This is a genomic window from Sulfurirhabdus autotrophica, assembly GCF_004346685.1.
Taxonomy (GTDB): domain Bacteria; phylum Pseudomonadota; class Gammaproteobacteria; order Burkholderiales; family SMCO01; genus Sulfurirhabdus; species Sulfurirhabdus autotrophica.
Genome location: NZ_SMCO01000001.1, coordinates 699,206 through 712,005 on the forward strand (window position 1 = coordinate 699,206; position 12,800 = coordinate 712,005).

The following is a 12,800-nucleotide window of genomic DNA, read 5'->3' on the forward strand; positions in this document are numbered from 1 at the left end:
ATTCATTTACTTGACGATCAATTCAAAAGTGCTAGGCTGAATTCAGGGCATCCCTTTAAATCTTCCAGGCATTAAAGTATGAGCATAACTTGGGTTCTTGTTGCAAATTCAAGCAACGCAAATTTATACGTCAATAATGGTCCTCACAAAGGGCTGCAACTCACCAAACAATTCACACATCCAGAAAGCAGGGAAAAAGCTTCTGAACTGGTCTCGGACCGCCCAGGGCACGATCAAGCCCATGGAGGAGGTCATGGATCTTTTACACCGGCAACCTCTCCCAAAGAGCATGAAGCAGAACAGTTTGCTCAGCAATTGGCACATGAACTTGACCAAGGCCGGGCAACGAATTTATACAGCCGCCTTATTCTGATTGCTTCTCCTCATTTCATCGGGATATTAAATAACCGGATCGATGAGCATGTTCGTAAACTGGTGAGTGAAACCATTGAAAAAGATTACACGCAAGCAACTGAAAAAGAACTCGCCGAGCATCTTAAACCTTACCTGTTTTTATAACTTTTCCAGGTATTCGGATTATTAATCGGGTACCTTTTCCTGGCATCTTGACGCAACATTTGAAGAGAGTATTCTGATTATGTATTTCAGGATGTTTTTATCTACAATTAAATTTGGAGAGATCATGGCTACAACTTGGATATTAATTGCTAATGCCAGTTTCGCACGTCTATACGCAAACCATGGTGTAAAAAAAGGATTAGAACTCATCAAAGAATTCAGTCACCCGGAAAGCCGCGAAAAGAGCTCCGAACTGGTATCAGACCGTCCTGGACATAACCAGGGACAGGGTAATGGACATGGCTCATTTGTGCCCGCTTCTGAACCCAAGCAAGTTGAGGCTGGCAGGTTTGCTCAGGAACTCGCGAAAGAACTGGAACATGGGCGTGCAAACAATATCTATGACCGGATTATTCTGGTTGCTTCATCTCCATTTATCGGATTACTGAACAGCCGTTTCAGCAACCACGTGCGCGGATTTATTACCGACAGCATCGAAAAAGATTACACCAAAGTTGCCCAGCAGGAACTGCCTGGCCGTCTGGCGCATTGCATTTACCTTTAACATTGCGACTGGCCATTCCCGATTATTGCGGGGATGGCTACTTAGCCACTGATTTTAATGGCCACCGCCCGACCACCTCGTAAGTCGACCCCTTTTCGCTCACCACAGATTGCACCAGCACAAACTCCTTGTTACCCCACAAAATCGGATCAATTTCCGGCATTTTCTCATGGCAATTTGCCTTTCTTAGCAAAGTTGCATGTGGCACATAAGGGCGCTCATCAAAATGGAATCCGGCTTCTTTAAGCCGAGATGACAAATTTGCTACAAGCTCAGTTAATGCTTCTGGCGTTTCTTCAGGTGTTGCCCAGGCAACCCGGTTATGCCGCCACCAACCTAGTCGGGTGATATTGAGTTCAAACGCAGATGCCTCAACCAGTGCAGCTTGCGCCTTGAGCTCTTCAATACGATCTACTACCACATCTCCAAGGAATACCAGAGTAATGTGAATGGTCTCCGCCCTGGTACGCCGCCCACCGCAGACTGTGAGCAATTTCTTCCCTGCCCGATCCAGTGCTGACCTCACCTTGGCAGTTGGCCACAATGCAAAAAACATACGTGATGTTTTTTGGCCTTCTTCTGTCATACTTTCCGAATCAAGCACACTGCTTCTGCGGCGATACCTTCGCCTCGCCCCGTAAAACCCAGTTTTTCCGTAGTAGTTGCTTTTACATTGACACAATCTGCTGTCACACCGATATCCTCAGCAATATTGAGCACCATTTGCGCAATATGCGGTGCCATTTTAGGGGCCTGAGCAATAATGGTAGTGTCTACATTACCCACCACATAGCCCTTTTCACGAATGATACGTGCCACTTCTTGCAATAATTTTCTACTATCTATTCCCTTGAACCGGGCATCTGTATCGGGAAAATGTTTGCCGATATCACCCAAACCCGCTGCACCCAGCAGCCCATCGCAAATTGCATGTAACAGTACATCTGCATCGGAATGCCCAGCCAAACCTAAATGATAAGGAATATTGACACCACCAATAATCAGTTTGCGGTTTTCTGCAAACGCGTGGACATCAAAACCGTGGCCTATTTTCATTGTTTTCCTTTTAATAAAGATTTTTCAGTGTTTGCTAAGGGGCGAGGGAACCTGCTGCTGACAAATATTTAAGTTTAACTTACCCAAAAAACGCCAGACAAAACGTAAAAATTACCAATACAATTAATCCACCAAATTTTCCAGAATTAACGCTGCCAATTGCAAATCCTGCGGATAGGTGACTTTTAAATTTCGGCTATCGCAAGCGACTAACTTTGGATGAAATCCGAGGTGCTCCACTGCGCGAGCTTCATCCGTAGGAGTATCCGTCCCTAACGCCTGTAAAGCTTTCACCAACAAGCCATATCGGAACATTTGCGGTGTTTGCGCCTGCCAGAGCCCTTCCCGTGGCTCTGTTTGTTTGACTCTACCCTGCGCGTCTGCACGTTTCAATGTATCCGCTACAGGTACAGCAAGCAGCCCGCCTGTTTCATCCTCTCCAATTACTCGAATCAAATTGGCAAGATGCTCATTGGTCAGACAGGGGCGTGCGGCATCGTGCACCAGCACCCAGTCGTCAGCCTGAACAGTTTCCTGAATTTTCTGCAATCCATTCAATACGCTTTCCGCACGGGTATCTCCCCCGCAAAACAGAGGGTTAAGCTTAGATTTAAAAGCACTCCAGTCATATTCGTTCCACATAGTGTCTTCAGGGGACAGTACCACATAGACCTGTTTGATAACGTGGGCACTGCACAAGCGCTTGATCGCGTAATAAATCATGGGTTTTCCCAAAAGCGATAAATATTGTTTGGGAACTTCGTTACCCATTCTGCTGCCAAAACCAGCAGCTGGAATAAGCGCAATATAGTTAGACATGTTTATCCTAAAGACAGCTTTCAGGTTTATTTTTCTTTAACAAAGGTAATTATCGTGTCTTGTGAGGAAATACCGCAAGCTGCACTTGATATTTGGCAACTTACCCTCATCTACTTTTTAAGCATAACCTGTTATTTTTAAGGAGGTTTACATGCATCAAGTTCGTCCAGCCGCTGTAGCAGGCGCCTTCTACCAGAGCAACAAACAGGCATTGGAAAATGATGTCAATGCTATGTTGGCGACTGCCAAAGAAAACAATAGTGAAACAAGTATTGCACCAAAAGCAATTATTGTCCCCCATGCTGGCTACATCTATTCAGGACCAATTGCCGCAGCTGCCTACGCCAGATTAGCTGCTGTTCGCGCTTTGATCAAACGCGTTGTATTGCTCGGGCCAGTCCATCGTGTGCCAGTTCGCGGGCTCGCTCTACCTGGGGTAGCCGCATTTGCCACCCCCTTAGGGGAAATTCAGATCGATCAGCCTGCTGTTGCGGCTATAGAGAAGCTGCGTCAAGTGGTTGTAAGCTCAGCTGCCCATGCCATGGAACATTCTTTGGAAGTACAACTGCCTTTCCTGCAATCGGTTCTGGATGATTTCAAACTAGTGCCATTAGCCGTAGGGGATGCGACATCGGCAGAAGTCGCCGAGGTACTGGATACTTTATGGGGAGGCCCGGAAACACTGATTGTGATCAGTTCTGACCTTTCCCATTTCTTGCCTTATCAGGCAGCACAAGCTGTTGATGCAGAAACGGTACAACATATTCTGAATCTGCACGGCACACTGAATCATGAGCAAGCCTGTGGCGGCACACCTGTCAACGGATTATTGCTTGCAGCCAAACAACACCACCTGCAGCCACAATTGCTGGACCTGCGCAATTCAGGCGACACCGCAGGCGATAAAAGCCGCGTTGTAGGTTATGCCTCATTCGCTTTCATGGAGGAAACAAAAGATGTCCATTAATCAGGGTGAAATTTTGCTCCCGATTGCCCGGTCTTCTATTGCTAATGCATTGGGGCAAGTTCATACAGCAGCAGAGGATGCCCTTTGGCTGCAGGAAAATGGCGCCTGTTTTGTCACGTTAACCCAGGAAGGCCAATTACGGGGATGCATAGGTACACTGGAAGCTCACCGCGCTTTATTGGAGGATGTAAAAGCCAATGCCAAAGCGGCGGCTTTTCAGGACCCGCGTTTTTCACCTCTAACCTCTGCTGAATTTAGCTATACTGAAATTGAAGTTTCATTACTGTCACCCATGCAAGCTTTAAGTTTCTCTAGTGAGCAGGAGGCGCTGGCGCAGTTGCAACCGGAAGTGGATGGCGTGGTATTTGAGTTTGGTCGTTACCGCAGTACGTTCCTGCCCCAGGTATGGGAGCAGTTACCTGCCACCACCGATTTCATGGCGCATTTGAAACATAAGGCGGGGTTAAGACCTGATTTCTGGGCTGAGGAAGTCAAACTCTACCGCTACACAGTGAGTAAATGGAAAGAACGCGATTTAAAGGCGCAAATAGCATGATGGAAGGTTCGCATCACCCTGGCCGTTACTGGCATGTCATCGACGATGGTCGCATTCAATGCGATCTGTGCCCACGTGACTGCAAGTTACACGATGGTCAGCGTGGTGCGTGTTTTGTGCGCATGCGCGAAGGCAACCAGATGGTGCTCACCACCTATGGGCGTTCATCCGGGTTCTGTATTGATCCCATCGAGAAAAAGCCGCTTAACCACTTTTACCCTGGAAGCAGCGTGCTTTCCTTTGGCACTGCCGGTTGCAATCTTGCCTGCAAATTTTGCCAGAACTGGGATATCAGCAAATCCAAAGACATGGATCGCCTGATGGATCAGGCTTCGCCAGAAACCATTGCCATTGCAGCTGAAAAAAGCGGCTGCAAGAGTGTCGCTTTTACCTATAACGACCCGGTTATTTTTGCAGAATATGCCATGGACACGGCCGATGCCTGCCATGCTCGGGGGATCAAAACTGTCGCTGTTACCGCCGGTTACATGCATGCGGAAGCGCGAAAGGATTTCTACTCAAAAATAGATGCCGCCAATGTAGACCTGAAAGCATTTACCGAAGACTTTTATTTCAAATTGACTGGCTCACAGCTCCAACCAGTGCTGGATACTTTGATCTATCTCAAACGTGAAACGGATGTATGGTTTGAAATTACTACCTTGCTCATTCCCGGTAAAAATGACTCAGATGAAGAACTGACCGCTATGAGCAAATGGATCAAAAAAGAACTGGGGCCGGATGTTCCACTGCATTTTTCTGCATTCCATCCAGATTATAAAATGCCGGACATTCCTCCCACCCCACCTGCAACCCTTGTACGTGCGAGGGAAATCGCCCTTAAAGAAGGCTTGAACTATGTCTATACTGGTAATGTGCACAACATTGAAGGGGATACCACCTTTTGCCCGGATTGCCACTCTCCGTTGATTGTGCGCGACTGGTATCAAATCAACCTGTACCGGTTAACCAAAGAGGGACATTGCCCTGACTGCGGCTCAGCATTAGCAGGCAGATTTGCAGAAACCGCCGGGCATTTTGGCAGAAAGCGGATTCCAATTGCAATTAATATGGCCGGAGTCTGATAAATTTTGTTTGTCGCAAGGGCGCGGATAACTTACGTTTAAGTGCCTCTGTGTCTCTGTATTAATAACCGGGGTTAAACCATGACTGCAAAACTGGAACAACTCGTTCACATTCCTGCTGACCAGGTAAAAATTGAAGGCATGCTGGTAATACCGGAGCATGCCAAAGGCCTCGTACTGTTTGCTCATGGTAGTGGCAGCAGCCGACATAGCCCGCGCAATAATTATGTTGCTCAAGTACTCAGAGAAAGTAACATAGGCACGCTTCTAATGGATTTGCTGACACCACAAGAAGACATGGACTACGAAACCCGATTCAATATTCCATTGCTGACTCGCCGTCTGCTCGCTGCCACGCAGTGGATAAAGCATGAATCTGCAACAAAGAATCTGCCAATTGGTTATTTTGGCGCCAGTACAGGCGCTGCTGCTGCTTTGCAAGCAGCAGCAGAAGCAGGTAAGGAGATCAGCGCTGTTGTCTCTCGAGGGGGGCGCCCGGATCTTGCTGGCAATTCTGCTTTATACAATGTTAAATCACCCACATTATTGCTGATCGGAGGCTTCGACGATGTAGTGACCGAACTCAACCGTGAAGCTTACTCCCACATGAATTGCCCAAAGGAATTTTCAATCATCCAGGGTGCTACTCATCTGTTTGAAGAGCCTGGCACATTAGAAGAGGTTGCACATCAAGCCGCTGCGTGGTTCAGCCGTTATTTGATGCCGCCGCAAGTGAGCCAACTATAACAGGTAGCGTTTCTTATTTTAAATAACCTGCAGTGCTATATCGGGCTGTTGATAACCGATTTGCTATAACCTATACAATAATGCGTGCGATACTATCCAGCGCACCTGATAAAAAACGGATATCACAATACATGCCGGAAAACCCACAAGCCGTTTTTACTGCCAAAGCCCTCACCAAAACCTACTATATGGGTGAAGTAGAAATCCCTGCTCTGCGCGGTGTTGATCTGGAAGTTTACCAAAGTGAGTTTATCGTACTACTGGGGCCATCAGGCAGCGGAAAATCCACCCTGCTCAATATTATGGGTGGACTCGACACCCCTACCAGCGGCGACGCGTTCTGGCGCGACCACGATCTGGCGCATGCCAATGAACGGGAACTGACCAGCTATCGACGTGAGCATGTAGGCTTTGTTTTCCAATTTTATAACCTGATCTCCAGTCTCACGGTACGAGAAAACGTGGCGCTGGTTACCGAGATTTCGGTCAACCCACTAAAACCTGAAGAAGCACTGCAGCTGGTGGGGCTTGAACACCGGCTGGATCATTTTCCTTCCCAGCTTTCTGGTGGCGAACAGCAGCGCGTCGCCATCGCCAGAGCCATTGCCAAACGGCCTGATATACTGCTGTGCGACGAACCCACCGGGGCACTTGACTACCAGACAGGTAAAGTAGTGCTGGAGGTCATAGCTAAAATCAATCAGGAACTGGGCACAACGGCAATCGTTATCACCCACAATGCTTCTATCTCTGGAATGGCTAACCGCGTCATGCACTTGGCAAACGGACAGATTGTTTCTATTGAAGAAAACGCCCATAAACTCACCCCTGCGGAGTTATCCTGGTGAAGGCGTTGGATAAAAAACTGCTGCGAGACCTGGCACACATGAAAGGCCAGGCGTTCACCATTGCCCTGGTAGTTGCCGCCGGCATCGGGGCGTTTATTGCTCAGATTTCCACTTATGATTCCTTGAACTGGTCCCGCCAGTCCTATTACGAAACATCCCGGTTCGCTCAGGTATTTGCCGATGTAAAACGCGCGCCCAAGGCTGCAGAACGCCAGCTTGTAGAAGTCCCCGGGATTGCTGATGTTGAAACCACTGTCATGTTCGATGTCACGCTCGATATTCCAGAAGTGGCAGAACCGGTCATCGGGCGCATGATCGGGTTAGCTGATTCCGGCCAGCTACGATTAAACAAACTGTTTCTGCGTCAGGGGCGGATGATTGAGTCTGGGCGCGGTAATGAAGTGTTGGTATCCGAAGCGTTTGCCAAAGCCCGGAAACTTAAACCCGGCGATCAACTCGCTGCCATTCTGAACGGTAAACGCGAGCAATTGCGCATTGTTGGCGTGGTATTGTCGCCAGAATACATATTCGCCACCCGTGGTGGTGTTCTGCCGGATGACAAGGGGTTCGGGATTTTCTGGATGGACCGTGAACGTCTCGCAAGCGCGTTCAATATGGAAGGGGCATTTAACCATGCCGTTTTTCGACTAGCGCCTGGCGCTAACGAACAGGCAGTGATCGATGCATTGGATCGCTTGCTGGAACCCTATGGCGCATTTGGAGCCCACGGGCGTGAAGACCAGATTTCCAATAAGATTCTGAGCCAGGAAATCAACCAGCAAAAGACCATGTCCACGGTTTTTCCGACAATTTTTCTGGCAGTTGCAGCCTTTCTGCTCAATGTCGTGCTTTCCCGCCAGGTAGCCACCCAGCGAAGTGAAATTGCAACGCTTAAGGCAATTGGCTATTCAGATACAGCCATCGCCGCACACTATCTTAAACTGGTACTGTTTATTGTATTTCTCGGGATTATCATGGGCTGCCTGATCGGGGCATTGCTTGGCTACAAAATGACTTCCTTGTACACCGATTTTTTTCATTTTCCACAACTCACTTATCGCGTCCAGCCATGGATTCCTTTAGCTGCCTCCGGCATAAGCCTTATTGCAGCTTTGGGGGGTGCGCTTAAAACCATGCACGGCATCATGCAGCTTGCACCCGCTGAAGCCATGCGCCCGCCCTCCCCTACCAAATTCAAACGAATGTTGCTGGAGTGTTTGGGGCTGGCCAATTTACTATCACCTCAGTCACGCATGATTATTCGTAATTTAGAGCGTCGCCCGTTTCGGACGCTTCTCACCTCTTTTGCTATCGCCTGCGCTGTCGCCATCATTGTTTCAGGCACTTTTTGGGGAGACGCCATTGATTTTCTTGTTTCTGTCCAATTCAACGCCATTGAAAGAGGTGATGCGCAAGTAGTATTTGCCGAGCCAGTCAACGGCCGGGCCCAGTATGAAATAGCTCACCTTCCGGGCGTCTTGTTCACTGAAGCTGCACGATCTATTCCGGTGCGCCTGCGCGCAGGCCATCTTTCTTATCGCACAGCGGTTTCTGGTCTGCCTGAAACTGCTGAATTACACAGAGTTCTGGATACGCACCAGCAACCAGTATTACTGCCAATTGAAGGCGTGCTATTAACAGACCGCCTTGCAACAAGACTCAAGGTAAAGCCGGGAGAACATATCCAGCTTGAAGTGATGGAAGGAAATCGCATAAAGCGCGATGTATTGGTTGCAGGCGTAGTTAACGACATGTTTGGTTTGTCCGCATATATGAATTTCGATACGCTTAACCGCTTGCTTGGTGAAGGTAATACCATTTCTACTGTATCGGTTTCTTTAGATAATTCCCAACTAAACCAATTCAATGCACAAATAAAAGAAATACCTAAAGTGGCAACAGTTACGTTCAAGACCACAGCACTACAAAGCTTCCGGGAAACCTCTGCAAAAAACATCCTGGTATTCACCACAATTGTGACGGTTTTTGCAGCAGCCATTGCGATTGGCGTGGTTTACAATAGTGCTCGCATTGCGCTGGCTGAAAGAGCTTGGGAATTGGCTAGCCTGAGAGTGCTGGGTTTCACAAGGCATGAAGTATCCGCATTGCTGTTAGGCGAGCTCGGTATCGAACTACTTTTGGCAATTCCTTTCGGTCTCTGGCTGGGTTATCTTCTCTCCTTGCTCATAGTGACGCTCACGCATACTGAAACCTTTGCCATTCCAATTATCATTGAATCTAAAACCTATGCCTATGCAGCTTTAACAACGCTTATTGCAGGGATTGCAAGCGCATTATTTGTAAGGCATCGAATTGACCAGCTGGATCTTGTCGGCGTACTAAAAACAAGGGAATAATATGAAATGGACGAAGCGGGCTTTCCCACTTTTAGCAGTATTAGTAATCATCGGTATTTTTATCTGGGCATTTTTACCCAAGCCAGTAACTGTTCAGGTTGCAGAAGTAACTCAGGGTGCTTTCCAGCAGATTATTGAAGAAGACGGCAAAACCCGTGTACGTGAGAGATATATTGTGTCAGCTCCCCTTACCGGGAAGCTTCAACGGATTTCCCTCAAAGCGGGTGACGCCATCCAGCAGAATCAAGTAGTTGCCCTTATCGTAGCCAGTGCCCCGGCTTTGCTGGATGCACGCTCAGAGCGTGAATTAAAAGAACGTGTCGGCGCAGCCGAAGCACAAAAAGAACAATCTACTGTCACAGTAGCGCGTATTCTGGCAACACTCGAAAAAACCAAAGCCGATCTCAAACGCGCCAAACAACTTGCCGCCAATAAATTTATTTCAGCCGCTCAGCTCGATCAGACCGAACTGGATGTCAAAATAAATACCCGCGAGCTGGAAGCCGCAAAATTTGCAGAGCAAGCGGCCAAACATGAGGTTGCCGTGGCCCGCGCCGCATTTCAACAGTTTCACTGTGATGCAGATTGCGAAAAGCTGTCTGGTCGCCATTGGCAAATTCGCTCACCTGTATCTGGCCGAGTGTTGAAAATCGTGCAGGAAAGTGAATTAGTCGTACCAATTGGAGCGCCCTTGCTTGAAATTGGTAACCCCGCGGATTTGGAAGTTGTGGCAGATATACTATCGAGTGATGCTGTCATGATCCCTCCCGGTGCCAAAGTACAGATGAAAGGATGGGGCAGATCTGAACCGTTACTAGGCCAGGTTCGGCGTATAGAACCCTCCGCGTTCACCAAAGTATCCGCACTCGGCGTAGAAGAACAACGCGTCAATGTAGTCATTGACCTCACCTCTCCCCCTGATCAATGGCTAAACCTGGGTGATGGCTTCAAAGTGGATACACAAATCATTGTGTTCAGCACAGACAAAGCCACCAAAACGCCGGTTAGCTCACTATTCAGAAAAGGTAATCAGTGGGCCGTCTTCGTCGCCAAAAATGGCCGCGCTGAAACTCGCACCGTAAAAATTGCCCGCCGTAGCGGGCTGGATGCAATGGTCGAGTCCGGACTGAAAGTCGGTGAAAAGGTCATTCTTTATCCAGGAGATCTAGTGAAAGATGGCATAAAAATAAAACCACAGGAATAAAATTCTGTTTTCCTCTCCACACAACAGGTTCCGCATTGATTACCCCTTTTCCATCATGTGCCGTTTCAATGAGCAGTTTTTGCTGCCCTTTGCCTGAAAAGCAAAATACTGGCCAGCATAAAAGCGAAAATAGCCGCCGAAGCAGAATAGCGGCTTAATGCCAGCCCTCCGGCGCTAAGCGGTTTATCAAGAAAATCACCAACCACTGCACCAAGGGGACGTGTGAGGATGAATGCGGCCCAAAAAAGCACAGTACGAGAAACCATTGTCCAATAGTAAGCTGCCAAAACAAGTGCCAGCAGGGCACTAAACACCATCGCACCTCCTTCATAGCCTAGACCCGCCGTTCCAGCTGTCCAATCGCCCAATGCGGTTCCCAGAGTTTGAGAAAACATGATTGTCATCCAATAAAACATCTCAGCCTTTGGGGAACTAACAGTCTCAACCGATACAGAGCCAAGTGAGCGATACCACACGGCCAAAGAGGTAATCAACAAGGCAAACAGTAGCGTACTACCCCCTGCATATCCAATCCCAAGTGAGCGATCCGCATAATCTGCCAATGTCGTTCCCACTGTTGTTGTAGCGATAATGGTTGTCCAATAAAGGAATGGGTGAAAGCCTTTTGCCTTAATTTGGGCAGCAACAGCAAATAGAAATATTGCTGCAAAGATAGCCGTTCCAACCAGATATCCCAAATTCATTGACATGGACACCGCATCCCCCCCTGTTTCACCCAGTGTGGTAGCTGCAATTTTAATAACCCAGAAGATCAAAGTCACTTCTGGAACCTTGCTCAAGCTCTGTTCGATAGCCTTGTTCATACGGATGCCCTTTTCAATGCTAAATTTATGACTGCTCATTCATGGGGTTAAGTACGACGGGAGAAAAAATCTCTAGGCGTTTAGTCCGCGTTAGGCCCTTCCGGTGCATTTTCCAGGAGATTGCCAGTTTTGGCATCGACACCAACTTCTTGCGTTACCTTGCCATGCCGGATATCGAAGGAATAACGAAGCCCACTCCCTCCTTTTTCCTTTTCCAGTTCCTCATCAGTGATTTTTCCAGGATGCGCTCTGAGTGCAATCACCCGCGCTTGTTCCAGACTTATTTTTGCTTCACCAGCAAGTTCCTGGCCAGTAAATGCGAGTGCATTTGCTGCGGCAACTGTAAAAACCAAGCCCAATGCTTTTATTACACGTTTCTTCGATGCTTTCATGGTTATGCTCTTGTCGAGTTGATTAAAAACATGCAGACGCATTTGCATCTACTGTGATAATCACTCTACACCGCAAAAGTTAGCTCAAAATTAGCAAAGGAGAATTAGCTGAGAGATTGAATCGAAAGCCGGTTGCCTCAACAAATTAAGAATACTGCAGGCGAAATTATCCCATCAAATAATCTACCAACAGTAGTTTGTGAAATTATAACTTTGAAATACTGGATGGCGCACTATGCTTTAAAATCTCCACCACTTCTTCATCTTCTACCTGTGGAAAAGATGCATAGAACTGCCCTACTGCCTGAAAATAATCAGGGGTTTCAAGGCACACCACCTCATCCGCCATATTGGCTACCTTTTCCAGCGTATCCGGTGGTGAGACGGGAACGGCACAAATCAGTTTGGCAGGATTTTTGGCTCGTATGCTATGCAGGGCTGAGATCATGGTTGAACCGGTGGCTAACCCGTCATCAATGACTATGACTATTCGCCCAGCCGGGTCAATAGGCGGACGAATTGGTGTGTATTGGACGCGGCGCTTGCGGATGGTTTCCAGTTGCGCCTGTTTTTCAGACTCAATGTACTCCTGAGTCCCTCCCGCAGATGCCGCATAATCTCCAATATAGGTCCAACCGCTTTCGTCAACGGAACCGATGGCAAATTCGGGGCTGAACGGTGCACGCAATTTTCTCACCAGCACCACATCAAACTCCCCATCGAGTGCATCGGCAATGATTTTTGCCATTGGTACAGCCCCGCGGGGGATAGCCAGAATCAGAGGATTTTTACCTTTGAAGGGAGCAAGCCTTTCAGCAAGAAGAATTGCGGCATGATGGCGATCAGCAAATTGCATGGTTG

Annotated in this window: 15 protein-coding genes; 9 read left to right on the forward strand and 6 right to left on the reverse strand. The window is 48.0% G+C overall.

The features are described from left to right. Nucleotides 1-78 precede the first annotated feature (78 nt). Both EDC63_RS03350 and EDC63_RS03355 read left to right on the forward strand, forming a co-directional pair. Complete coding sequence (locus EDC63_RS03350; RefSeq protein WP_124947399.1) at nt 79-519, forward strand: host attachment protein; 441 nt, start codon at nt 79-81, stop codon at nt 517-519. A gap of 124 nt (nt 520-643) precedes the next feature. Next, nucleotides 644-1,084, forward strand: coding sequence for a host attachment protein (locus EDC63_RS03355; RefSeq protein WP_124947398.1), 441 nt, complete (start codon nt 644-646; stop codon nt 1,082-1,084). A gap of 37 nt (nt 1,085-1,121) precedes the next feature. Here the strand turns inward: EDC63_RS03355 and thpR are convergent, their stop codons facing one another. From thpR to ispD, 3 genes are all read right to left on the reverse strand, one after another. Further along, on the reverse strand, nt 1,122-1,670 hold the full coding sequence (thpR, locus tag EDC63_RS03360; protein WP_124947397.1) for an RNA 2',3'-cyclic phosphodiesterase: 549 nt from the start codon (nt 1,668-1,670) through the stop codon (nt 1,122-1,124). Next, the gene (gene ispF / locus EDC63_RS03365) at nt 1,667-2,140 is read right to left on the reverse strand and encodes a 2-C-methyl-D-erythritol 2,4-cyclodiphosphate synthase (RefSeq protein WP_124947396.1); all 474 of its coding nucleotides are present in this window, start codon (nt 2,138-2,140) and stop codon (nt 1,667-1,669) included. Before ispF ends, thpR begins: the two co-directional genes overlap by 4 nt. Before the next feature lie 123 nt (nt 2,141-2,263). Beyond that, nucleotides 2,264-2,959 (reverse strand): 2-C-methyl-D-erythritol 4-phosphate cytidylyltransferase, encoded by a 696-nt coding sequence (ispD, locus tag EDC63_RS03370; protein ID WP_124947395.1) that lies wholly within the window; start codon nt 2,957-2,959, stop codon nt 2,264-2,266. Nucleotides 2,960-3,110: 151 nt separating this feature from the next. On the opposite strand from ispD, the gene amrB reads away from it, so the two are divergent. The 7 genes from amrB to EDC63_RS03400 all read left to right on the forward strand — a co-directional run bounded on the left by amrB (nt 3,111) and on the right by EDC63_RS03400 (nt 10,723). Continuing rightward, nucleotides 3,111-3,926, forward strand: a complete 816-nt coding sequence (gene amrB, locus EDC63_RS18500; protein WP_165922895.1) for an AmmeMemoRadiSam system protein B — start codon at nt 3,111-3,113, stop codon at nt 3,924-3,926. Next, nucleotides 3,916-4,482: an AmmeMemoRadiSam system protein A gene (gene amrA, locus EDC63_RS18505; RefSeq protein ID WP_165922896.1), complete on the forward strand. Its 567-nt coding sequence runs from the start codon at nt 3,916-3,918 to the stop codon at nt 4,480-4,482. The genes amrB and amrA overlap by 11 nt, the downstream gene beginning before the upstream one ends. Next, nucleotides 4,479-5,567, forward strand: coding sequence for an AmmeMemoRadiSam system radical SAM enzyme (gene amrS, locus EDC63_RS03380; protein ID WP_223248383.1), 1,089 nt, complete (start codon nt 4,479-4,481; stop codon nt 5,565-5,567). The genes amrA and amrS overlap by 4 nt, the downstream gene beginning before the upstream one ends. 81 nt (nt 5,568-5,648) lie before the next feature. Further along, a complete protein-coding gene (locus EDC63_RS03385) occupies nt 5,649-6,314 on the forward strand; it encodes a dienelactone hydrolase family protein (protein ID WP_124947394.1) in 666 nt (221 codons plus the stop codon). Nucleotides 6,315-6,394: 80 nt separating this feature from the next. Then, the gene (locus EDC63_RS03390; protein ID WP_223248382.1) at nt 6,395-7,162 is read left to right on the forward strand and encodes an ABC transporter ATP-binding protein; all 768 of its coding nucleotides are present in this window, start codon (nt 6,395-6,397) and stop codon (nt 7,160-7,162) included. A 5-nt stretch (nt 7,163-7,167) separates the two neighbouring features. Then, the gene (locus EDC63_RS03395) at nt 7,168-9,519 is read left to right on the forward strand and encodes an FtsX-like permease family protein (RefSeq protein ID WP_223248381.1); all 2,352 of its coding nucleotides are present in this window, start codon (nt 7,168-7,170) and stop codon (nt 9,517-9,519) included. Nucleotide 9,520: 1 nt separating this feature from the next. Continuing rightward, the gene (locus EDC63_RS03400) at nt 9,521-10,723 is read left to right on the forward strand and encodes an efflux RND transporter periplasmic adaptor subunit (protein ID WP_124947391.1); all 1,203 of its coding nucleotides are present in this window, start codon (nt 9,521-9,523) and stop codon (nt 10,721-10,723) included. Nucleotides 10,724-10,788: 65 nt separating this feature from the next. On the opposite strand, the gene EDC63_RS03405 is transcribed toward EDC63_RS03400, so the two are convergent. The 3 genes from EDC63_RS03405 to EDC63_RS03415 all read right to left on the reverse strand — a co-directional run bounded on the left by EDC63_RS03405 (nt 10,789) and on the right by EDC63_RS03415 (nt 12,795). Further along, nucleotides 10,789-11,547 (reverse strand): COG4705 family protein, encoded by a 759-nt coding sequence (locus EDC63_RS03405; protein ID WP_124947390.1) that lies wholly within the window; start codon nt 11,545-11,547, stop codon nt 10,789-10,791. 80 nt (nt 11,548-11,627) lie between these two features. Continuing rightward, on the reverse strand, nt 11,628-11,939 hold the full coding sequence (locus tag EDC63_RS03410) for a PepSY domain-containing protein (RefSeq protein ID WP_124947389.1): 312 nt from the start codon (nt 11,937-11,939) through the stop codon (nt 11,628-11,630). Between the two features lie 205 nt (nt 11,940-12,144). Continuing rightward, nucleotides 12,145-12,795, reverse strand: a complete 651-nt coding sequence (locus tag EDC63_RS03415; RefSeq protein WP_124947388.1) for a phosphoribosyltransferase — start codon at nt 12,793-12,795, stop codon at nt 12,145-12,147. Nucleotides 12,796-12,800 lie beyond the last annotated feature (5 nt).

Coding starts and splice junctions, on each gene's coding strand:
- EDC63_RS03350 (WP_124947399.1), top strand. CDS start 79: ATGAGCATAACTTGGGTTCTTGTTGCAAATTCAAGCAACGCAAATTTA.
- EDC63_RS03355 (WP_124947398.1), top strand. CDS start 644: ATGGCTACAACTTGGATATTAATTGCTAATGCCAGTTTCGCACGTCTA.
- thpR (WP_124947397.1), bottom strand. CDS start 1,670: ATGACAGAAGAAGGCCAAAAAACATCACGTATGTTTTTTGCATTGTGG.
- ispF (WP_124947396.1), bottom strand. CDS start 2,140: ATGAAAATAGGCCACGGTTTTGATGTCCACGCGTTTGCAGAAAACCGC.
- ispD (WP_124947395.1), bottom strand. CDS start 2,959: ATGTCTAACTATATTGCGCTTATTCCAGCTGCTGGTTTTGGCAGCAGA.
- amrB (WP_165922895.1), top strand. CDS start 3,111: ATGCATCAAGTTCGTCCAGCCGCTGTAGCAGGCGCCTTCTACCAGAGC.
- amrA (WP_165922896.1), top strand. CDS start 3,916: ATGTCCATTAATCAGGGTGAAATTTTGCTCCCGATTGCCCGGTCTTCT.
- amrS (WP_223248383.1), top strand. CDS start 4,479: ATGATGGAAGGTTCGCATCACCCTGGCCGTTACTGGCATGTCATCGAC.
- EDC63_RS03385 (WP_124947394.1), top strand. CDS start 5,649: ATGACTGCAAAACTGGAACAACTCGTTCACATTCCTGCTGACCAGGTA.
- EDC63_RS03390 (WP_223248382.1), top strand. CDS start 6,395: ATGCGTGCGATACTATCCAGCGCACCTGATAAAAAACGGATATCACAA.
- EDC63_RS03400 (WP_124947391.1), top strand. CDS start 9,521: ATGAAATGGACGAAGCGGGCTTTCCCACTTTTAGCAGTATTAGTAATC.
- EDC63_RS03405 (WP_124947390.1), bottom strand. CDS start 11,547: ATGAACAAGGCTATCGAACAGAGCTTGAGCAAGGTTCCAGAAGTGACT.
- EDC63_RS03410 (WP_124947389.1), bottom strand. CDS start 11,939: ATGAAAGCATCGAAGAAACGTGTAATAAAAGCATTGGGCTTGGTTTTT.
- EDC63_RS03415 (WP_124947388.1), bottom strand. CDS start 12,795: ATGCAATTTGCTGATCGCCATCATGCCGCAATTCTTCTTGCTGAAAGG.